This window comes from Erwinia persicina, from assembly GCF_019844095.1.
Lineage (GTDB): Bacteria > Pseudomonadota > Gammaproteobacteria > Enterobacterales > Enterobacteriaceae > Erwinia > Erwinia persicina.
The window spans coordinates 3,180,417-3,199,968 of record NZ_CP082141.1 but is presented as its reverse complement, the minus strand read 5'-3'; the positions used below and the strand labels follow the sequence as shown (position 1 = coordinate 3,199,968).

General features: G+C 58.7%; 17 protein-coding genes. 8 read left to right on the top strand and 9 right to left on the bottom strand.

The annotated features are described in order from the left end of the window. Positions 1-7 precede the first annotated feature (7 nt). Positions 8-739 (bottom strand): MerR family transcriptional regulator, encoded by a 732-nt coding sequence (locus K6L24_RS14630; protein ID WP_062746577.1) that lies wholly within the window; start codon positions 737-739, stop codon positions 8-10. A gap of 150 nt (positions 740-889) precedes the next feature. On the opposite strand from K6L24_RS14630, the gene K6L24_RS14625 reads away from it, so the two are divergent. The 4 genes from K6L24_RS14625 (at position 890) to ybiB (ending at position 5,280) form a co-directional block, all read left to right on the top strand. Further along, positions 890-1,453 carry a helix-turn-helix domain-containing protein gene (locus K6L24_RS14625; protein WP_137269609.1) on the top strand — a complete coding sequence of 188 codons (564 nt, stop codon included), beginning with the start codon at positions 890-892 and terminating at the stop codon, positions 1,451-1,453. Then, complete coding sequence (locus K6L24_RS14620; protein ID WP_118664388.1) at positions 1,450-1,980, top strand: GNAT family N-acetyltransferase; 531 nt, start codon at positions 1,450-1,452, stop codon at positions 1,978-1,980. Before K6L24_RS14625 ends, K6L24_RS14620 begins: the two co-directional genes overlap by 4 nt. A 138-nt stretch (positions 1,981-2,118) precedes the next feature. Beyond that, entirely contained in the window at positions 2,119-4,281 is a 2,163-nt protein-coding gene (dinG, locus tag K6L24_RS14615; RefSeq protein WP_062746583.1) for an ATP-dependent DNA helicase DinG, read from the top strand. Between the two features lie 27 nt (positions 4,282-4,308). Beyond that, positions 4,309-5,280, top strand: coding sequence for a DNA-binding protein YbiB (gene ybiB, locus K6L24_RS14610; protein WP_222681600.1), 972 nt, complete (start codon positions 4,309-4,311; stop codon positions 5,278-5,280). Positions 5,281-5,340: 60 nt separating this feature from the next. On the opposite strand, the gene K6L24_RS14605 is transcribed toward ybiB, so the two are convergent. The 3 genes from K6L24_RS14605 to hutH all read right to left on the bottom strand — a co-directional run bounded on the left by K6L24_RS14605 (position 5,341) and on the right by hutH (position 9,881). Then, positions 5,341-6,501 carry a M20 aminoacylase family protein gene (locus tag K6L24_RS14605; RefSeq protein WP_118664386.1) on the bottom strand — a complete coding sequence of 387 codons (1,161 nt, stop codon included), beginning with the start codon at positions 6,499-6,501 and terminating at the stop codon, positions 5,341-5,343. A 126-nt stretch (positions 6,502-6,627) separates the two neighbouring features. Next, positions 6,628-8,313: a urocanate hydratase gene (hutU, locus tag K6L24_RS14600; RefSeq protein ID WP_137269612.1), complete on the bottom strand. Its 1,686-nt coding sequence runs from the start codon at positions 8,311-8,313 to the stop codon at positions 6,628-6,630. 23 nt (positions 8,314-8,336) lie between these two features. Beyond that, complete coding sequence (gene hutH, locus K6L24_RS14595; protein WP_062746590.1) at positions 8,337-9,881, bottom strand: histidine ammonia-lyase; 1,545 nt, start codon at positions 9,879-9,881, stop codon at positions 8,337-8,339. A 303-nt stretch (positions 9,882-10,184) separates the two neighbouring features. Between hutH and hutC the strand changes: the two genes are divergently transcribed. Then, positions 10,185-10,940 (top strand): histidine utilization transcriptional repressor HutC, encoded by a 756-nt coding sequence (gene hutC, locus K6L24_RS14590; RefSeq protein WP_118664384.1) that lies wholly within the window; start codon positions 10,185-10,187, stop codon positions 10,938-10,940. A gap of 6 nt (positions 10,941-10,946) precedes the next feature. On the opposite strand, the gene K6L24_RS14585 is transcribed toward hutC, so the two are convergent. Next, entirely contained in the window at positions 10,947-11,522 is a 576-nt protein-coding gene (locus tag K6L24_RS14585; RefSeq protein ID WP_062746594.1) for a HutD/Ves family protein, read from the bottom strand. After that, positions 11,519-12,874, bottom strand: coding sequence for a formimidoylglutamate deiminase (locus K6L24_RS14580; RefSeq protein WP_222681599.1), 1,356 nt, complete (start codon positions 12,872-12,874; stop codon positions 11,519-11,521). Before K6L24_RS14580 ends, K6L24_RS14585 begins: the two co-directional genes overlap by 4 nt. Positions 12,875-12,955: 81 nt before the next feature. On the opposite strand from K6L24_RS14580, the gene hutI reads away from it, so the two are divergent. Further along, positions 12,956-14,173 carry an imidazolonepropionase gene (gene hutI, locus K6L24_RS14575; protein WP_222681598.1) on the top strand — a complete coding sequence of 406 codons (1,218 nt, stop codon included), beginning with the start codon at positions 12,956-12,958 and terminating at the stop codon, positions 14,171-14,173. After that, entirely contained in the window at positions 14,170-14,955 is a 786-nt protein-coding gene (gene hutG, locus K6L24_RS14570; RefSeq protein WP_062746600.1) for an N-formylglutamate deformylase, read from the top strand. Before hutI ends, hutG begins: the two co-directional genes overlap by 4 nt. 46 nt (positions 14,956-15,001) lie before the next feature. Here the strand turns inward: hutG and K6L24_RS14565 are convergent, their stop codons facing one another. After that, positions 15,002-15,523: a 5' nucleotidase, NT5C type gene (locus K6L24_RS14565; protein ID WP_062746602.1), complete on the bottom strand. Its 522-nt coding sequence runs from the start codon at positions 15,521-15,523 to the stop codon at positions 15,002-15,004. Positions 15,524-15,606: 83 nt separating this feature from the next. After that, on the bottom strand, positions 15,607-16,239 hold the full coding sequence (locus K6L24_RS14560; protein WP_062746736.1) for a flavin reductase family protein: 633 nt from the start codon (positions 16,237-16,239) through the stop codon (positions 15,607-15,609). A 104-nt stretch (positions 16,240-16,343) separates the two neighbouring features. Between K6L24_RS14560 and rlmF the strand changes: the two genes are divergently transcribed. Continuing rightward, positions 16,344-17,273: a 23S rRNA (adenine(1618)-N(6))-methyltransferase RlmF gene (rlmF, locus tag K6L24_RS14555; protein WP_062746604.1), complete on the top strand. Its 930-nt coding sequence runs from the start codon at positions 16,344-16,346 to the stop codon at positions 17,271-17,273. Positions 17,274-17,278: 5 nt separating this feature from the next. Here the strand turns inward: rlmF and ybiO are convergent, their stop codons facing one another. Next, positions 17,279-19,534 (bottom strand): mechanosensitive channel protein, encoded by a 2,256-nt coding sequence (ybiO, locus tag K6L24_RS14550; protein ID WP_222681597.1) that lies wholly within the window; start codon positions 19,532-19,534, stop codon positions 17,279-17,281. Between the last annotated feature and the right edge of the window lie 18 nt (positions 19,535-19,552).

Here is a 19,552-nt window from a genome sequence, read left to right as displayed (position 1 = left end):
GGATCCCTCACTGGCCGTGTGCGGTAATCGAGAATCCCTGAGCCTGCCACTGGGTTAACTGCTCCTGCTGGCGTTTGGTCAGGGCTTTCTCGGTGAAGACAAAAATATGCTGTCCGGGGAACAGCTCGGGACGCGGCGACTCCAGCGGTTCTGCCAGTACGTCGATACGCCAGCCTTGCTGAGAAAGCCGCCAGGCCTCCATCCACAGCCGCGTGCGGTCAGCGATCCCCCAGCCGATCAGCAGGGCATCTTTACCCGCTTTTTTACGTGAGCCGGTTAAACAGAAGGCAATGTAATCAATTAACGCGCCATCTAATAAACTACACATCGCTCTGGCAGTGTTTTGATCTAACCCCAGTCGCTGACGAATCGGTACGAATACGTTGTCGATCAGCATTTCGGCCGGATTATCTTTTCCTATGGCGGCAATTTTTACCCGTAATTTAGACGGGCGTACCTGGCGGACAACGATCAGCATCTCTTCCTGAATGGCCGCCCATCCATCATCCGTATTAATGTTTTCGCCTTCGATCAGGGCCTTCACCTTGCCGACCGGCACGCCGCTCTCAATCCAGCGTTTAATTTCTTCAATGCGCGCCACATCGTCTTCATCGAACAGACGATGACCTCCTTCTGTACGCTGTGGCTTAAGCAGACCATAGCGACGCTGCCATGCGCGCAGCGTTACCGGATTGATGCCGCAGCGCTCTGCGACGTCTCCGATACTGTACAGTGCCATGAATTACCTCTTACTGACTGTCAGACCTGTTATCAGCCTAACCAATATTATCAGGTTGTACAAAGTATTATTTATTGTACAAGTTGAAATAGTGGAAATGGCCTGTTATATCTCGTTTAAGAGATTTATTCCCATATATGAGAAAATAAGATGGAATATACCCCAACGGAACAACGTCTGGCACAACGCCTTGCAGACCTGCGCCTGGAAAAAGGTTGGTCGCTGGAAACACTGGCCGAGCTTACCGGGATCAGCCGCGCTTCGCTATCCCGCATCGAACGTTCTGAGACCAGTCCCACCGCGTCATTGCTTAACCGTCTGTGTCATGCTTACGGGCTGACCATGTCACGGCTGCTGAGTGAAGTGGAACAGGACGCTGTACAGCTTTTGCGGCCACATCAACAAAACGTCTGGCGCGATGTGGAAAATGGTTATGAGCGCCGGTCGATCTCTCCCCCCGCTCAGACGTTTCATGCCGAGCTGATAGATGCCAGACTGCAGGGCGGTGCGCGCATTGATTACGACATTCCCCCGCTGTCCGGGCTGGAACAACATATCTGGATACTGGAAGGGGTGCTGGAATTTCATATGGAGGGGCAATTGTGGCGACTGGAACAGGGCGACTGCCTGCGCTTTCATCTGTTTGGGCGTAGCACTTTTCATGCGCCTGAGCCTGCCGGGGCGCATTACGCGCTGGTGGTGGCTCGCCCATGAAAACTATCAGTTATCAGTGGCTGGACGCGGCACAGGCCCGACAGGAGATCGCGGCGCTGTGTGATGTGCTGGATGGCTGCGTGGCCGAAGGCGCGAGTATCGGTTTTGTCGATCGCGACTCGCAGCAGTTTAACCGTTTCTGGCTTGATGCGGTTCTGAGCCTGGCCTGCGGGGATAAACAGCTGCTGGTCGCCCGGCGGGAAGGGCGGATTGTCGGTACGGTGATGCTGACGCTGGCCATGCCCGCCAACGGCGCCCACCGCGCCGAGGTGTGCAAACTGCTGGTTCACCCTGAGGCGCGTCGCAGCGGCATTGCCCGCGCGCTGATGCAGCAGGCGGAGGCACGCGCTGCTGAACTCGGCCGCAGCCTGCTGGTGTTGGATACCCGCAGCGGTGACGTGGCTGAAATGCTGTACGGCTCGCTGGGGTGGCGGGCGGCGGGGCAGATCCCCGACTATGCCCGATCCACCGCCGGGGTGATGGAGGCAACCACGGTGATGTTTAAGATCCCGGGGAAGGGGATTTAAAGTGCGCGGGGGGAAGCCCTGTCCGGCACGGGATGACCTGCTGAAACAGCAGGCGCTCCTGCAAGATTAACGTTTGCAGGCTGACGCCGCCGCCATACTGTGTAAAAATACAGGCTTGTTTAGCTGGAAGTGGTTGTCATGGCGTTAACTGTCGCGTTAAAAACGCAAATTGCCGGGTGGTATAAAGCCCTGCAGCAGCAGGTCCCCGATTTTATTCCGCGCGCACCTCAGCGTCAGATGATTGCTGAGGTGGCTAAAACGCTGTCGGGAGATGACGGACGTCATCTGGCCATTGAAGCCCCCACTGGCGTGGGGAAAACGCTCTCCTACCTGATCCCCGGCATTGCCGTCAGCCGCGCCGAAGAAAAACCACTGGTGGTCAGCACGGCTAACGTGGCGCTGCAGGATCAGATTTTCAGCAAAGATTTGCCGCTGCTGAAGAAAATTATTCCCGATCTGAAATTTACGGCTGCTTTTGGCCGTGGACGCTACGTCTGCCCGCGCAATCTCTCCGCCCTGGCCACGGATGAAGAAAATCAGGGCGATCTGCTGCTGTTCCTTGATGACGATATGACCGCCAGCAAGGATGAGCGGGCGATCTGCACCGAACTGGAAAAATCCCTGAAACGCTACCAGTGGGATGGGCTGCGCGATCACTGTGCGGAAAATATCGAAGACTCCCTCTGGCAGCGCCTCAGCACCGATAAAGCCAACTGCCTCGGCAGCAACTGCAACTGGTTCCGTGAATGCCCGTTCTATGTGGCCCGCCGCGAAATTGAAGATGCTGATGTGGTGGTGGCCAACCATGCCCTCGTGATGGCCGCGCTGGAGACCGAATCCGTACTGCCCCCGCCGAAAAATCTGCTGCTGGTACTGGATGAAGGCCATCACCTGCCGGATGTGGCGCGCGATGCCCTGGAGATGAGCGGTGATATTACGCCGGGCTGGACCCAGCTGCAGCTCGATCTGTTTTGCCGTCTGGTGGAGCAGTGCCTGGCGCAGTTCCGCCCCAAGCGGCCGCCGTCTCTCAGCCACCCCGATAAACTGAAAGCGCACTGCGAAGAGGTGCGCGAACAGTTGCAGATGCTGTCGCAGATCCTGGGGCTGTATCTGCCGCCGGACAGCCAGGAAGGGGAGTATCGCTTTGAGATGGGGCGACTTCCCGACGAGATCCTGACGATCTGCGCCCGGCTGTTTAAACTCAGCGATGCGCTGCGCGGGCTGGCGGAAGGGATGATGAATGACCTCAGCGAGAAGAGCGGGCAGTTTGACGTGGTGCGTCTGCACCGCACACTGATTCAGATGAGCCGTGCTCTGGGCTGGTTTGAAGCGACCAGCAAGCTGTGGCGGCTGGCAGCGATGGAGCAGGCCTCCGGTGCGCCGGTATCCAAATGGGTGACGCGGGAAGTACGTGACGGTTCGGCACATCTGCTTTTTCACTGTGCCGGCATCCGCGTCAGTGAACAGCTGGAAAAATTACTGTGGCGTAAGATCCCTCACGTGGTGGTGACGTCGGCCACGCTGCGTTCCCTCAACAGTTTTCAGCGCCTGCAGGAGATGTCCGGGCTGAGTGAAAAACAGGGTGACCGCTTTGTCGCACTCGACTCCCCGTTTAATCACGTGACGCAGGGGACGCTGATTATCCCGCAGATGAAATATGAGCCGATGCTGGCCAATGAAGTGATGCATCTTGCTGAAATGGCGCACTTTTTCCGTCATCAGATTAAGCTGGCCGCCCATAAAGGTATTCTGGTGCTGTTCGCCAGTGGTCGCGCCATGCATCAGTTTCTCGCCTACCTGCCCGAGCTGAGGCTGATGATGCTGGTGCAGGGGGATAAACCCCGGCCTGCGCTGGTGGCGCTGCACCGCAAACGCGTGGAGCAGGGGGAGACCAGCGTGCTGGTGGGGCTACAGTCCTTCGCAGAAGGGCTGGATCTGAAGGGTGATCTGCTTTCCCAGGTGCATATTCATAAAATTGCTTTCCCCCCGATAGACAGTCCGGTTATTTTGACGGAGGGCGAGTGGTTGAAAAGCCTGAAGCGCTATCCGTTTGAAGTGCAAAGTCTGCCCAGTGCCTCGTTTAACCTGATCCAACAGGTGGGCAGGCTGATCCGCAGCCATGACTGTTTCGGCGAGATTGTGATTTATGACCGCCGGCTGATCAGCAAAAGCTATGGCGCACGTCTGCTGGGGGCGCTACCGGTGTTCCCGATTGCGCAGCCACCGATGCCGGAGGGTGAACTGCCCAGGGCCGTCGCACCTGCGGTGAAAAAGAAGCCCGCAGCGCGCCGGCGTCGTTAACCCCCTTAACTCTGACTGAGCATAAGCATGGAATATAACAAGATTATTAAAGAAGTCGGACGCGGTAAGAATCACGCCCGTCATCTTGATGCTGACACCGCACATCAACTTTATCGCTGCATGCTGGCCGGTGAGGTACCCGATCTGGAACTGGGTGCGATACTGATTGCCCTGCGCATAAAGGGTGAAGGCAAAGATGAAATGCAGGGATTTTACCGCGCAATGCAGGAGCAGATGCCGCGCCTGACCCCACCTGCAGACCGGCCGATGCCGGTGGTGATCCCCAGCTATAACGGGGCGCGCCGTCAGGGCAATCTGACGCCATTACTGGCGCTGCTGCTGTCGCACCTTGGCTTCCCGGTGGTGGTACACGGCGTCAGCGATGACCCGACGCGGGTGACCAGTGAAGCGGTGTTTGCCGCGCTGGACGTTGCCCCGGTGACGGGGGCAGACGACGCGCAGTCAAGGCTGGATGCGGGGGAGCTGGCATTTTTCACCATTGGCACACTGTGTCAGCCGATGGAGCAGCAGCTGTCACTGCGCTGGCGTATGGGGGTGCGCAACAGTGCGCACACGCTGGCGAAACTGGCGACGCCATTTGCAGAAGAGGCGGCGCTGCGCATTGCCAGCGTTTCGCACCCGGAATACATCCCGCGCGTGGCGGCTTTTTTCAGTGCTATCGGTGGGCGAGGTTTATTACTGAACGGGACGGAAGGGGAGGTCTACGCTAATCCGCAGCGCTGTCCGTCGATCACGCTGATTGCCGGACAAGAGCCGCAGGTGCTGCTGGCACGCCAGGAGGAGACCGTGCTGAATGGCGACCTCCTGCCACAGGCCAAAGATGCTGCCACGACGGCCGCCTGGATCCGCCGCTGTCTGGATCGTGAGGTGCCGGTGCCCGCGTCGCTGCGTCTGCAAATTGCCTGCTGTTATCTGTCCACCGGACGGGCCAGCGATCTGGACGAAGCTTTAGCGCAGATCGCTTCAGCAGGGTATTAAGTGGGCCCGGGACGAGCGGAAAAAAGGCCGTCCCGTTCAAACCCTGTTTTGTGGGCGGCCTTAAACGGATGCCGGTAACAGCTTTGTGACCAGCGCGGTCCACAGCGCAATGCCGGGGCCGATTAATGCATCGTTAAAGTCATAACGGGCGTTGTGCAGCGGAGCTGATGGGGTACTGCCGTCGGCCCCCAGCCAGAAATAGGCGCCCGGGCAGGCCTCCAGCATGCAGGCGAAATCCTCCGATGCCATTGACGGGTTAACGTTGAAGTGAACCTGCTCTGCCGGCAGTATCGTCAGTGCTGCATCGCGCACCTGCGCCGCCTCCGTGGCATGATTCGCGGTCACCGGATAGTCAGTCTGATAAACAATACTGCCTTCAATTCCCAGCGGAGCCGTGAAAGTGGTCACAAACTCATCAATCATCTGACGAACCCGCAGGCGCACGTCGGCCTGCAGGCAGCGTAACGTCCCGCGCAGCACCACCGTTTCCGGTATCACGTTGATCGCTTCACCGCCGTTAATCTGCGTAATGCTCACTACCGCTGATGCCAGTGGTGACAGACGGCGCGCGGGAATGGTTTGCAGGGCCAGGATCAGCTGGGCAGCGGCGACAATGGGATCTGCGCCATTTTCCGGCATCGCCGCATGGCAACTGCGCCCGTGCAGGGTAATTTCAAACGAATCGAGCGAGGCCATCATTGCCCCTTCGTTGACCGCCACGTGCCCCGCAGGCAGACCCGGCCAGTTGTGCATCCCATAGACCGCATCCATCGGGAACAGCGTAAATAAGCCTTCTTCGACCATACGACGGGCCCCGCCGAGGTTCTCTTCGGCAGGCTGAAAGATAAAGTGAACGGTACCGCTAAAACATCGGGTGGCAGTGAGATGCCGCGCGGTCGCCAGCAGGATCGCCGTATGGCCATCATGGCCGCAGGCGTGCATCACCCCCGCCCGGGTGGAGCGGTGCGGAGGATTGCCGAGTTCGGTCATGGGCAGCGCATCCATATCGGCCCGCAGGCCGATGGTCGGGCCGGGGCCGTTTTCCAGCGTGCCGACCACGCCTGTTCCGGCCAGACCCCGGTGAACCTGCAGGCCCATCGCCGTTAGCTGGTCCGCTACCGCCTGTGAGGTTTGATGCTCCTGATAGCCCAGCTCCGGATGGGCATGAAAGGTCCTGCGCCAGCCGGTGGCCTCATCAATCAGCGAAACGGGAATGACCATAGGTTACTTCTCCTGTTCAGGGACTCTGCTATCCAGTAGCGGGCAGAAAATAAGTTAGCATAAAACGGGGAAGGATAGGGCAGGGAGTCAGAAAAACGGGCCTGAGAGCCAGGCCCGTCAGGGGCGTTATTTGACCATCGGCAGAGTCAGCTCATGCCTGCGGGCACAGTCTCTGGCAACCTCATATCCGGCATCGGCATGGCGCATTACACCTGTGGCCGGATCGTTCCACAGCACGCGGCTCAGCCGTGCATCGGCTTCAGCGGTGCCGTCCGCGACAATGACCACCCCGGCGTGCTGGGAGAAGCCCATTCCCACGCCGCCACCGTGATGCAGGCTGACCCAGGTCGCCCCGCCTGCGGTATTCAACAGGGCATTCAGCAGCGGCCAGTCGGACACCGCATCCGACCCGTCCATCATTGCTTCCGTTTCCCGGTTTGGCGACGCCACCGATCCGCAGTCAAGGTGGTCACGACCAATCACCACGGGCGCTTTCAGCTCACCGTTACGCACCATTTCATTAAAGGCCAGACCGGCAAGATGCCGCTCTCCCAGGCCCAGCCAGCAGATACGGGCAGGCAGACCCTGGAAGGCGATGCGCTCCTGGGCCATATCCAGCCAGCGGTGCAGGTTGGTATGGTCAGGGAACAGCGCTTTCAGTTTGGCATCGGTCTTATAGATGTCCTCCGGGTCGCCGGAGAGCGCCACCCAGCGGAAGGGGCCTTTACCTTCGCAGAACAGCGGGCGAATGTAGGCCGGCACAAAACCCGGAAAATCGAAGGCATTTTTGACCCCTTCGTCCAGCGCCACCTGGCGGATATTATTACCGTAATCCACGGTTGGAATACCCATATGGCAGAAATCGAGCATCGCCTGAACATGGACAGCCATTGACGCACGGGCGGCTTTTTCGACGGCTTTCGGATCGGACTGGCGGCTGGACTCCCAGCGTGCCAGATCCCACCCCGCAGGGAGGTAACCGTTAATCGGGTCGTGTGCGGAGGTCTGGTCGGTCACGATATCCGGCTTCATACCCCCGGCTTTGGCACGTTGCACCAGCTCAGGCAGGATCTCCGCGGCATTGCCGAGCAGACCGACGGAAATAGCACGTTTTTCTTTGCAGGCCTTATCGATAATCGCCAGCGCCTCATCCACGGAAAATGCTTTGTGATCGAGATAACGGGTGCGCAGACGGAAATCAATGCGGGACTCCTGGCACTCAACGGCCAGCACACAGGCTCCGGCCAGCACTCCTGCCAGCGGCTGTGCACCGCCCATCCCCCCCAGCCCGGCGGTGAGGATCCATTTCCCCGTCAGGTCGCCGTTGTAGTGCTGACGGCCAGCTTCTACGAAGGTTTCGAACGTACCCTGCACAATGCCCTGTGCGCCTATATAAATCCAGGATCCGGCCGTCATCTGGCCGTACATCATCAGACCGGCTTTATCCAGCTCGTGGAAGTGGTCCCAGGTGGCCCAGTGCGGCACCAGGTTAGAGTTGGCAATCAGTACGCGTGGCGCATCGGCATGGGTACGGAATACGCCCACCGGCTTACCGGACTGGACCAGCAGCGTCTCTTCCGGCTGCAGCGCCTGCAGTGAACGCAGGATCTGCTCGAAGCACGCCCAGTTACGGGCTGCTTTACCAATGCCACCGTATACCACCAAATCCTCCGGGCGTTCGGCCACATCCGGGTCGAGATTGTTCTGGATCATGCGGTAAGCGGCTTCGATCAGCCAGTTGGCACAGTGCAGTTCACTGCCGTGCGGGGCACGGATCGTGCGGGCGACGGCTTTGCTTACGGAATCAGTCATTATTTTTTCCTTTTCAAACAGGCTTAGCGCGCGCGTGCAGGCTGCAGGGCGGCGATCGTTTCTGGCCAGTGGTCTGATGTCGCCCACAGGCGCATCTGCTCAATATCCGGGGCCATCAGGCGATCTTTTTCCAGATAAGCCACACGTTCGCGGACGCCGGCCAGCACCTGCTCCAGCTGTGGAGAGCTTTTCAGCGGACGGATAAAATCAATACCCTGTGCGGCGGCCATCGCCTCAATCCCCACCACGGCAGCCGTGTTAAAGCACATGGCTCCCAGGCGACGGGCCGCATAGGTGGCCATCGAAACGTGATCTTCCTGATTGGCGGAGGTAGGCAGGCTGTCCACGCTCCCCGGGTGGGCGAGGGATTTGTTTTCAGAGGCCAGCGCCGCGGCGGTCACCTGGGCTATCATAAAACCGGAGTTCACCCCGCCATCGTTGACCAGGAAGGGCGGCAGGCCGGAAAGGCCGGTATCCAGCAGCAGGGCAAGCCGGCGCTCGGAAATCGCCCCGATTTCCGCCACGGCGAGGGCGATAATATCGGCGGCAAAGGCAACCGGCTCGGCATGGAAGTTCCCACCGGAGATCACTTCCCCGGTATCGGTAAACACCAGCGGGTTATCGGAGGCGGCGTTCGCCTCGATCTGCAACACTTTTGCCGCATGGTTGAGGTTGTCCAGGCAGGCACCCATCACCTGCGGCACGCAGCGAATAGAGTAAGGATCCTGCACCCGCCCGCAGTTAGCGTGTGATGTCAGGATATGACTGCCTTCCAGCAGCGCAGAGACGGCTGCGGCGACATCAATCTGCCCCTGCTGGCCGCGTGCCTCATGAATACGACGGTCGTAAGGTTTAATCGAGCCTTTGATGGCTTCCAGCGACAGGGCTCCGGCCACCAGCCCGGCAGCAAACACGTTTTCGCCCTCAAACAGGCCGCGCAGCGCCAGCGCAGTCGACACCTGAGTACCGTTCAACAGGGCCAGGCCCTCTTTCGGCCCCAGTACAATCGGTTGCAGACCGGCGAGGGCCAGCCCTTCTGTCGCCGGTATCAGTTTGCCGTTCACGCGGACGTCACCTTCGCCCAGCAGCATCAGCGACAGGTGCGCCAGCGGCGCCAGATCGCCGGAAGCACCGACCGATCCTTTTTCCGGAATACAGGGCATCACTCCGGCATTAAACAGGGCAATCAGGGCATCGACCAGCTCAATGCGGATGCCCGAATGACCGCGTGCCAGACTGATGACCTTGGTCGCCATAATCACCCGCACCACATCATCCGGCAGCAGATCGCCCAGCCCGACGCTGTGCGACAGCACGAGATTACGCTGCAGTTCCGCCAGGCGCTCTGTGGGAATGGTCGTCTGCGCCAGCTTGCCAAAGCCGGTATTGATGCCGTAGGTCACTTTGCCTTCTTTGACAATGGCAGCCACCGTGGCACTCGCCTGCTGAATACGGCTGCGCGATGTGTCGTCCAGCGCCAGTGTGACTCCTCCGCGATAAATAGCTTTTAGCGTGGCCAGATCCACCTTGCCCGGCGTCAGCAGGCAATGATGCGTAGTCAGTGACATGGTATACTCCTGTATAGACAACTAGGGTTGTATTGAATTTTGTTAACAAGATGCTACTGAGTGAATCACATACGTATAGTCTTGTCTATACAACCTGCAAGCATTGTGCCAGCTGTGTCACAAAACGGATGACCGCGACAGGGTGACGATGGATACGCCCTGGAAGGGAAAGGCCACTGGCTGAAACGTTTCTCCGCTGCACCACCTGAGGGCAGAGCGCCGGATTACAGGGCAGGGAGGATGTCTATACATATCAGAATTTAGCCAGTAAACTGCCGTAATCAGAACATTAAGGAAACCTCCATGGTCGGTCAGACTGCCATTTCACAACTTTCCGCAGCCATGAGCGATCAGCCTGCCCCGATTTACCTGCGTGTTAAACAGGCTATCATCAGCCAGATCAGCGAAGGGGTGTGGAAAGCCAATCAGCGGGTACCGTCAGAGAGCGAGCTGGTCAATGAGCTCGGCGTAAGCCGGATGACCATTAACCGTGCGCTGCGTGAGCTCACCAGCGAAGGCTATCTGATCCGTATGCAGGGGGTCGGGACGTTTGTCGCTGAGGTGAAGGGCTACACCGCTATGCTGGAAGTGCATAACATCGCGGAAGAGATTGCCCAGCGCGGCCACCGTCACAGCTGCAAAATTCTGACGCTGTGTGAAACGAAAGCCGACCCGGAACAGGCCGCCGTGCTGGGGTTAATCCCCGGTCAGCCGCTGTTTCATTCGCTGATGGTGCACTATGAAAATGAGCAGCCGGTGCAGCTGGAAGATCGTCTGGTCAATCCGCAGATGGCCCCGGATTATCTGCAGCAGGATTACGCTAATCAGACGCCCTATACCTATCTGATGCGCGTGGCACCGCTGACGGCGGGGGAGCATATTGTCGAAGCGGTTCTGCCCGATGTTCAGCAGTGCCACCACCTGGCGATTGAGGCGCAGGAGCCCTGCCTGCTGATCCGTCGCCAGACCTGGAGTGACGGGAAAATTGTTACCTATGCGCGCCTGCTCTATCCCGGTTCGCGCTATAAGCTGTTGGGACGCTTTAAAGGTCACGGCTGACAGCCGTTATACTTCGAGCCGCAGAGGCATTGCCTGCTCCCGGGTTTCCAGCGTGCCCCACAGCAGCCGGGCGTCGGCAGAGAGCGGAATAAAAGCCCCGCCGTGGTTCTCCCACCAGGCCCCCTGACCGGCTGACAGCAGCGTTTGCTGATGCTGCCACTGCCCGGCAAGCACATATACCACGCCCGCCACGGCGCTGGCCGGAGCAAAACGTGCGGTCGTTATGCCAGCCGCCGGGTGATAAGCGCTGCGTCGTGCCATCAGGTTAAAATCAGTGCTGGTCTGACCGCACAGGCGGGCCGCAATCGGTTCTTCTCCGGCAAAAGCAAACGGCTGATGCAGTGCCAGCCGCTGGTACAGTGTGCCATGTCGGTAGAGCAGGACGTCGCCACTCAGCAGCGTAATGATACGGTCGATACCGGGAAACGATGAAAATTCGCCGTCTGCAGCAATAGTGGCGATGCTGATACGCCAGTCAAAATCTGGCGAACCGGGAGGGTAACTGATGATCTCCCGTGTTTCCCCGCCGCCGTTACGCCATGGCGTTACCCTGAGCCTGTTGCTGTCATAAAGATGGATCATCGCAGCGCCTCCAGCGCGTCACGCAGTCCGGCATCCGTCTCTGCCTGGCGGGCATGCTGACCAGCGGTGATACGCTGCTGACCGGCCACGAAGACATCCTGAATTTGCGTGCGCTGCCCGGCAAACAGCCAGCGATTGAGCAGCGATACGTCCGGTGTATTGTCCAGCAGCGCATCCCCGCCCAGCACCAGCCAGTCCGCGCGGAAACCGGGCTGCAGGCTACCTGTTTTCACCCCACAGGCCTGTGCGCCGCCGGCCAGCGCCTGCTGAAAGAGGACGTCGCCCACCGAAGCCTGCTGTGCCGTGACAATCCGGTTGCGGCGGCGATCCCGCAGGCGCTGGGCGTATTCCAGCCAGCGCAGCTCTTCCACGATGTCCAGCGACACATGACTGTCTGAGCCAATGCCCCAGCGTCCACCCTGTGCCACATACTCCGTCGCCGGGAAGATACCGTCACCCAGATTCGCTTCGGTGGTGGGGCACAGACCCGCGACGGCCTGACTGGCGGCAAGCCGGCGGATTTCATCCTCATCCAGGTGAGTGGCGTGAACCAGACACCAGCGAGGGTTGACGTCAAAGCGATCCAGCAGCCAGCTGACCGGCCGTTCGCCGCTCCAGGCCAGTGAGTCGTTAACCTCTTTTTCCTGTTCGGCAATATGGAGATGCACGGGCCAGTCGCCGGGTCTGTTGTCCAGTACCTCCCGCATCTGCCGTTCACTGACGGCGCGCAGGGAGTGGAAACAGACCCCCTGATTATGCAGCGGTCGCCCGGCAATCAGCGTTTGCAGGCGCTGCTGCTGGGCAAGATATTGTTGAGTATCCTGGATAAAACGCTTTTGCCCCGGTTGCGCAGGCTGGCTGCCAAATCCGGCATAGCTGTAGAGTACCGGCAACAGCGTCTGGCCGATGCCGCTCTGCTCAGCGGCGAGGATCAGTTGCTGCAACATGGCATCATCGGAAAAGGGATGCCCGTCGGGCTGATGGTGCAGATAGTGGAATTCGGCAACCTGGGTATAGCCGCCTTTCAACATATCAATATAGAGGTGGGTGGCAATCGCACCGACCTGTTGCGGCGACAGGCGCTGCACCATCCTGTACATCAGGTCACGCCAGGTCCAGAAGCTGTCCTGCGGATCGCCGGCGACTTCAGCCAGCCCGGCCATGGCGCGTTGAAACGCATGTGAGTGCAGGTTAGCCATCGCCGGGAGCACAATGCCATTAAGACGCTGTGCGCCCTCTGGCGTACTGTTGGCGGTAGTGGCGAGGATCATCCCCTGCGGGTCGACCTCGATCACAACATTGTGTTGCCAGCCGGCAGCCAGCAGGGCGCGGGGCGCAAAAAAGCGAGTCATGGTTGCTTCCTGTGCATTGTGGTTGTATATACATATACATACTTATGCATTAACAGTAAAGTGCGCAACGTGGGAGAGCGGATGAACCAGCAACTCAACTGTGACCATCTCTGGTATGGGGCTGATATGGTTACCATGCAGGGGGGGCGTTACAGCATCATTGAACAGGGCGCGATTGCCGTCAGCGGCGAAGAGATTGTCTGGGTCGGCCCTGAATCGCACAGCGCTCATATTCAGGCTGACCAGCGCACCGATCTGGGCGGCGGGATTGTGACGCCAGGCCTGGTAGACTGCCATACGCATCTGGTTTTCGGCGGCGATCGCAGCCATGAATTTGAACAACGTCTGAACGGCGTCAGCTACAGCGACATTGCCGCCGCAGGCGGTGGGATCCTTTCCACCGTTCGCGAAACGCGGGCGGCTTCCCAGGCCGGGCTGGTGGCCAGCGCCCGCCAGCGCCTGGTGCACCTGCTGGCCGAAGGGGTAACCACCGTCGAGATCAAGTCCGGCTACGGACTTGAAGTCGCCAGTGAACTGCGCATGTTGCAGGCCATCCGACAGCTGGCGCAGCAGATGCCCGTGCAGATTCAGGCCACCTGTCTGGCCGCGCATGCGGTGCCACCGGAGTATCAGCATCAGCCTGACGCCTGGGTTGACGTCATTTGCGACCAGCTTCTGCCCCAGGTTGCCGCCGCAGGCCTGGCCGACGCGGTTGATGCGTTCTGCGAACATCTGGCGTTTTCGCCCGAACAGGTGCGGCGGGTGTTTACAGCCGCTCAGGCACTGGGGCTGCCGGTGAAGCTGCACGCGGAGCAGCTCTCGCCGCTGGGAGGGAGTACCCTTGCCGCTGAATTCAACGCCCTGTCTGCTGACCATGTGGAATACGCCACAGAAAGCGATGTGGCGACGATGGCACAACATGGCACGGTAGCCGTCCTGCTGCCGGGGGCTTTCTATCTGCTGCGTGAGACGCAGCGGCCACCCGTTGAGCTGTTTCGCCGCTACCAGGTGCCGATGGCGCTGGCCAGTGACGCTAACCCGGGCACCTCTCCCGCGCTCTCCCTGCGTCTGATGCTTAATATGGGCTGTACGCTGTTTGGTCTGACCCCGGAAGAGGCGCTGGCCGGGGTGACGCTCCACGGTGCGCGGGCGCTGGGACTCGATGACCGTCTGGGATCGCTGGAAAGCGGCAAGCGGGCCGATTTCGTTCACTGGCCGCTTGCCCGTCCAGCTGAACTGGTTTACTGGCTTGGCGGGCAGTTGCCCTGCCGGGTCATCTACAAGGGAGAAGAGCGATGAATGCCTTTCAGTTCAGCGCCGGCACGCTGCCGCTGCTGCTCAGTATTCCCCATGCGGGGACGCAACTGACACCGGAAGTCGAGGCGGGATTAAGCGAAGCCGCCAGGGGCCTGCCGGATACCGACTGGCATATTCCTCAGCTGTACGATTTTGCTCGTGAAATGGGCATCAGCGTGCTGGTGGGTAACTACTCCCGCTTTGTGATTGATCTCAATCGACCACCGGATAATCAGGCGCTCTACACCACGGCCACCACGGGTTTGTATCCGGAAACGCTGTTTGACGGTACGCCCACCTTTATCCCGGGGAAAACCCCAACGCCAGCGCAGCGTGAAGGCTATTTGCACAACATCTGGCAGCCGTACCATAACAACATTCAGCAAGAGCTGGCACGTCTCAAACAGCAGCATGGCTATGCGCTGTTGTTTGATGCCCATTCGATTGCCTCCGTTATCCCGCGATTATTTGACGGCCAGCTGCCGGATATGAACCTGGGAACTAACGACGGCGTCAGCTGCAGCACGGCGATCACCCGGCGGCTGACGGAATGCTGCCAGGCACAGTCTGCGTTTAGCTGGGTGCTGAACGGGCGATTTAAAGGGGGGTATATTACCCGTGCGTATGGCAGGCCAGAAGCGGGTCAGCACGCCATACAGCTGGAGCTGGCACAGTGTAACTACATGGATGAACAGCCGCCTTTCGGCTGGCGTGAGGATAAAGCGGCCAGGCTGCAGCCGTTGCTCAGGCAACTGATCGGCACCCTGCTAAAGGGCCCTCATTAAGCGGTCGCCGCGTCGGGCGCAACATGGTTGCGCCCTTATTTTTGCCCTAGAGCAGCAGGGTTTCAATTTCCCGCCAGTTCTCTACACGCCGGTAACCCGTCACATGACGGTTATGCGGGGCCGAATAGAGAATGCCTTCCCCGCAGAAGTGGGCGAAGTTAATCACATTGTCATCGATCATATAGTCGGCATTGATAATGCTTTTATTGCCACAGAACACGATGTTGCTGGGCTTAATCGCCGGGAAATGGGTCTTCAGCCACTGAAACTTGGCATTAAAAGAGGTCGGGACCTCCATCGCCGCGGTGGTGATAAAGATCTCATAATGTTCACTCAGGCTGGCGATCACCCGCTGGCTGTCGGCAATGACGCCGAGATCGGCAAAGAATGCCGGATCGCCGACCAGCTCAAAAATCTCGACCAGTTTTGCCGGATCTTCCTGATGAAGATTAAACAGGTTGAGCTCATCCAGCGTCAGCTGCTGGGAAAAATGCGCGTTCCATGTGGTTAACATCTTAGGATGAAAATCAGCGATAACTTCATCCATATCGATGGCGATGCGTTTCATAATCACTCCATGACAAACGGTTTTCAGAGCCGCCATCATAGCAAAAAAAGCCCGCCTGTGAGGTCAGCGCGCAGGTTAAGCTCTCAGCTGTTGCGTGCGTCCGGCCTGACCATATCAAAGCGCAGCGCTTCACTGATGGCGTAATAGGCAGAAGGGCCGCCAGCACGCAGGATCGGTTCGGCCTGCGCTGTCTGGTAGATACCCTCGACCAGCAGCGCATCATCAATATGCACCGCCACCACTTCACCCAGAACCAGCCAGCTGGGAATTTGTTCGCCGTCAGCGGTGGTTAACTGAATACACTGAGACAGCCGGCATTCGAAGTTAACCGGGCTTTCCGCCACCATACTGACGTTAACCAGGCTGGCGGGCAGGGCGGTGAGACCGGAATAAGCAAATTCATCTTCGCCGTGGGCCAGCGATGCTGAACTCTCGTTCATCGGAACCGCCAGCGAGCGCGTCGCCAGGTTCCAGACAAACTCACCGGTTTCCACAATATTTGCGACGCTGTCTTTCCAGCCGCTGCTGGCAAAGCCAATCACCGGCGGCCGGTAGTTAAAGCAGTTAAAAAAGCTGTAAGGGGCAAGGTTGCGCTGCCCGGCTGCATTCTGCGAACTGATCCAGCCAATCGGACGCGGGCCAATAATCGCATTCAGCGGATCGTGCGGCAGGCCGTGGCCCTGTTTGGGCTGATAGGAATAACGAGTGCGGGACATACGGGCTCCAAAAATAAACAGGTTAAGACGGAAAAACGTCACCGGTGGTTTACCATTATTATCACAGCAGGTATCTTACGCGCCTGCTGATAAGAGAATTGCCAATGAAAACCCCTGCTGAAAAAAATGTGCTTCACCCACGCAACCGCCATCGCGGCCGTTATGATTTTGCTGCGCTGATTGCCAGCCACCCGCCACTGGCACCGTTCGTGGCGGTCAATAACTGGGGCAGCGAGTCCGTCGACTTTGCCAACCCGGACGCGGTGAAAGCGCTGAACCAGGCGTTACTGCGCCATTTTTATCAGATTGCCCACTGGGATATCCCGGAAGGTTTCCTCTGCCCGCCTGTGCCAGGGCGTGCTGACTATATTCATCATCTGGCTGACCTGCTGGCGGAAGATAACCGCCGCGTCGTACCTCGTGATATTAACGTTCTGGATATTGGCTGTGGCGCTAACCTGATCTATCCGCTGATCGGCCACAGTGAATACCAGTGGCGCTTTACCGGCAGCGAAGTGAATGAGCAGGCAATGACTTCTGCGAATGCCATTATCGCAGCAAACCCGGGGCTCAACCGCGCCATTCGTCTGCGACGTCAGAAAGAGACTAACGCGATTTTTAACGGTGTAATTCACAAAAACGAGCTGTATCAGGCCGTGCTGTGTAACCCGCCGTTCCATGCCTCTGCCGCCGATGCGCACCAGGGAAGCCAGCGCAAACTGCGCAATCTGGGACTCGATCGCCATTCGCCGCTTAACTTCGGCGGGCAGCAGGATGAACTGTGGTGTGAAGGCGGCGAAGTCGCGTTCATCAACCGGATGATCGATGAGAGCGCCCGCTTCGGCCGCCAGTGCGTGTGGTTCACCACGCTGGTATCGCGTAAGGAGCACCTGCCGGACCTGTGGCGGGCACTGGAAGAGGCAGAGGTTGCCGCCATGCGTACCGTGGAAATGGCACAAGGGCAGAAACAGAGCCGCTTCCTTGCCTGGAGCTTTATGGAGCAACCACAGCGTACCCGCTTACTGAGTAAATAACCCTTTTACTGCGGGGCCTCGAGAGCTGCCATACCGGCAACGCCGTCAGCCAGAGGCCCGCTTTGCATCACCTGCACCGTCTGGTGTGGGGCTTGTATCCCTGCCGCATCAAAGTGTTTTTTCACCCTGGCGTCCAGTGCAAAACGTACCGTCCACTGTTTCAGCGGCTGGGTGGTAAACGACACGCGGACGGTAAATGACCGATCGGTTAACCCCACCAGGCCCGAGAATGACGGCTCACCGATCACCATGCCTCGAATGTTCTCATCTTCCAGCAGATCCTGTACCGCGGCCTGAAGCGTGGCGTTAACGCGCTCCGCGTCTTCCCGCCGGTCAACATCATAATTGGCGACAAACGATCCGATGCCGCGAACAAAGTTGGCGAAGGTGGTGATCGAAGACCAGGGAATAATATGATAAGCCCCGGTATCCTGACGGACGCCAACGGATCGGATCGACATCCGTTCCACCGTGCCGGTGATCGGCCCGATGGTCACCAGATCACCGGTGTTCATACCATTTTCGAACTGTATAAACACCCCGGTAATAATGTCTTTGACCAGCGTTTGTGAGCCGAAGGAGATCGCCAGACCCAGTGCCCCGGCCCCTGCCAGCAGCGGTGCGATATTGACCCCAATCTCTGACAGCAGAATCATAATCGTAATGGTACTGATGATCACCGCCAGCGCATTGCGGAACAGCGTCAGCAGCGTGCGGGTACGCGCGCTGGGCATCGGGCGGCCGTGAGAATCGGAGGCCAGACGGCTCTCAATCAGGCTTGCCAGCAGCGTCCAGCCCACCGCAGAGAAGAACAGGATCATGACAATGCGAATGATAATATCCACCAGTTTCTCTCCCGCCCCCACCGTCAGCCAGTGCCACAGGTCAAACAGTTCCCAGGCGTTGAGCAGCAGCAGGGTGACGGCAAAGACAGTGATAATGCGTGCCAGCTTGAGCATCGCAGAGACCCAGCCGTTCACCCGACTTTGCAGTTCCGGATAACTGCGTCGCAGTTCCGGTGACAGCACGATCGTTTTACTGATCCAGCGCGTCAGCATCCCGGATACCAGCGCGCCCACACTGACGATCGCCAGTGAACGCACGGTCGCTGCCATCATAAATTTCAGGCTGTCGCCGGGGTTGAACATTGAAAACAGAAACAGCGCGATAAAATAGGCGCTGGCCAGCCAGTGCCAGACCAGTGAAAAGGCACGAATAAACAGCGCGAAGAAGGCCAGTGAACGGTCGGCAAGGCGCGTCAGCTCAAGCTGGATATTGCGTTTATTATGGAATATCAGATACAGCGCCCAGACGGTCATCACCCCCATCACCGCGACATTGACCAGCGCGGCCACCTGCACGTTCACCTGATTAGACACAATTGGCACGATAACCAGCAGGCCATAGCCAATCAGCCCGCTTAACCAGCTCAGGCGCGTGTTCCAGTAGTGCGCTCGCGCGTCGCTGAGGTGGAAGAAGCGCAGCTGCGGATAACGCGGGCAGAACAACAGACGAAGAATGGCTTTAAAGAATTCGATCAGGGCAAAGGCATTGAGGAACAGACCCTGCTGGTAGGCAATGGTGCGGCTCCCTGCATTCATATTATCGCTGAGGATCTGCCCGACAAACAGCGCCAGTACCAGCAGCAGCAGATCGATGACAAAGGCAGCAGCGATCATCGCTGGCAAATGCAGCCAGCTGCGGCGGTCGGCATTTTTCTGACGGCCCCAGGCCCCCATACGGCGATAAAGCGGTGTCACCGCCCAGCGAATCAACCAGTAAAACGCAAAAAGACCCGCCGCCAGCATGGCGAAATGCTGCAGAGCGTTAAAAAAAGTCTGCTGATTAAACGGCTTGTGCGGGGCGTTAGCAATATTGTGGTGGAGCTGTTGCAGGCGCGAAGCAAATTCCCCGCCAAAATGACGGCTGACATCAGTAACGCCCTGCAGCACGGTTTTGTCTTCCTCTTCCGTGGGGGGCGTCAGCACAGGCTCTTTCGCGCTGTCCGGCGTGGAGGCTGCGGAACGGAGCTGATCGATCAGCGCCTGGCGCGACCGATCGTTTTCAAGGATGTTAGCCAGCGCGGCGTAGGCGGCTTTTTTCTCTGCGATATCCGGCTCTGCCTGGCTGTCAGGCGCTGGCTGAGACTGTGAGGCGGCCACAGCGGCGGCGGGCAACGTAACGGTGTGACCAGGGGAAGTAAAACCGGTGAGCAACAGCATAAATAAAAAGATACGCAATGGCGTGGCGAACCCAGACATCCTCTTCTCCTGTGGTGG

Excerpts from the sequence above, each read along its gene's own strand:
- hutH (WP_062746590.1), bottom strand. The coding sequence starts at position 9,881 with ATGTCACTGACTACGCATCATTGCCTGCTGACGCCGGGCAAGGTGGAT.
- K6L24_RS14560 (WP_062746736.1), bottom strand. The coding sequence starts at position 16,239 with ATGTCCCGCACTCGTTATTCCTATCAGCCCAAACAGGGCCACGGCCTG.
- dinG (WP_062746583.1), top strand. The coding sequence starts at position 2,119 with ATGGCGTTAACTGTCGCGTTAAAAACGCAAATTGCCGGGTGGTATAAA.
- K6L24_RS14630 (WP_062746577.1), bottom strand. The coding sequence starts at position 739 with ATGGCACTGTACAGTATCGGAGACGTCGCAGAGCGCTGCGGCATCAAT.
- rlmF (WP_062746604.1), top strand. The coding sequence starts at position 16,344 with ATGAAAACCCCTGCTGAAAAAAATGTGCTTCACCCACGCAACCGCCAT.
- hutC (WP_118664384.1), top strand. The coding sequence starts at position 10,185 with ATGGTCGGTCAGACTGCCATTTCACAACTTTCCGCAGCCATGAGCGAT.
- hutG (WP_062746600.1), top strand. The coding sequence starts at position 14,170 with ATGAATGCCTTTCAGTTCAGCGCCGGCACGCTGCCGCTGCTGCTCAGT.
- ybiB (WP_222681600.1), top strand. The coding sequence starts at position 4,309 with ATGGAATATAACAAGATTATTAAAGAAGTCGGACGCGGTAAGAATCAC.
- K6L24_RS14565 (WP_062746602.1), bottom strand. The coding sequence starts at position 15,523 with ATGAAACGCATCGCCATCGATATGGATGAAGTTATCGCTGATTTTCAT.
- K6L24_RS14620 (WP_118664388.1), top strand. The coding sequence starts at position 1,450 with ATGAAAACTATCAGTTATCAGTGGCTGGACGCGGCACAGGCCCGACAG.
- hutI (WP_222681598.1), top strand. The coding sequence starts at position 12,956 with ATGAACCAGCAACTCAACTGTGACCATCTCTGGTATGGGGCTGATATG.
- K6L24_RS14625 (WP_137269609.1), top strand. The coding sequence starts at position 890 with ATGGAATATACCCCAACGGAACAACGTCTGGCACAACGCCTTGCAGAC.
- K6L24_RS14585 (WP_062746594.1), bottom strand. The coding sequence starts at position 11,522 with ATGATCCATCTTTATGACAGCAACAGGCTCAGGGTAACGCCATGGCGT.
- K6L24_RS14580 (WP_222681599.1), bottom strand. The coding sequence starts at position 12,874 with ATGACTCGCTTTTTTGCGCCCCGCGCCCTGCTGGCTGCCGGCTGGCAA.
- K6L24_RS14605 (WP_118664386.1), bottom strand. The coding sequence starts at position 6,501 with ATGGTCATTCCCGTTTCGCTGATTGATGAGGCCACCGGCTGGCGCAGG.
- hutU (WP_137269612.1), bottom strand. The coding sequence starts at position 8,313 with ATGACTGATTCCGTAAGCAAAGCCGTCGCCCGCACGATCCGTGCCCCG.
- ybiO (WP_222681597.1), bottom strand. The coding sequence starts at position 19,534 with ATGTCTGGGTTCGCCACGCCATTGCGTATCTTTTTATTTATGCTGTTG.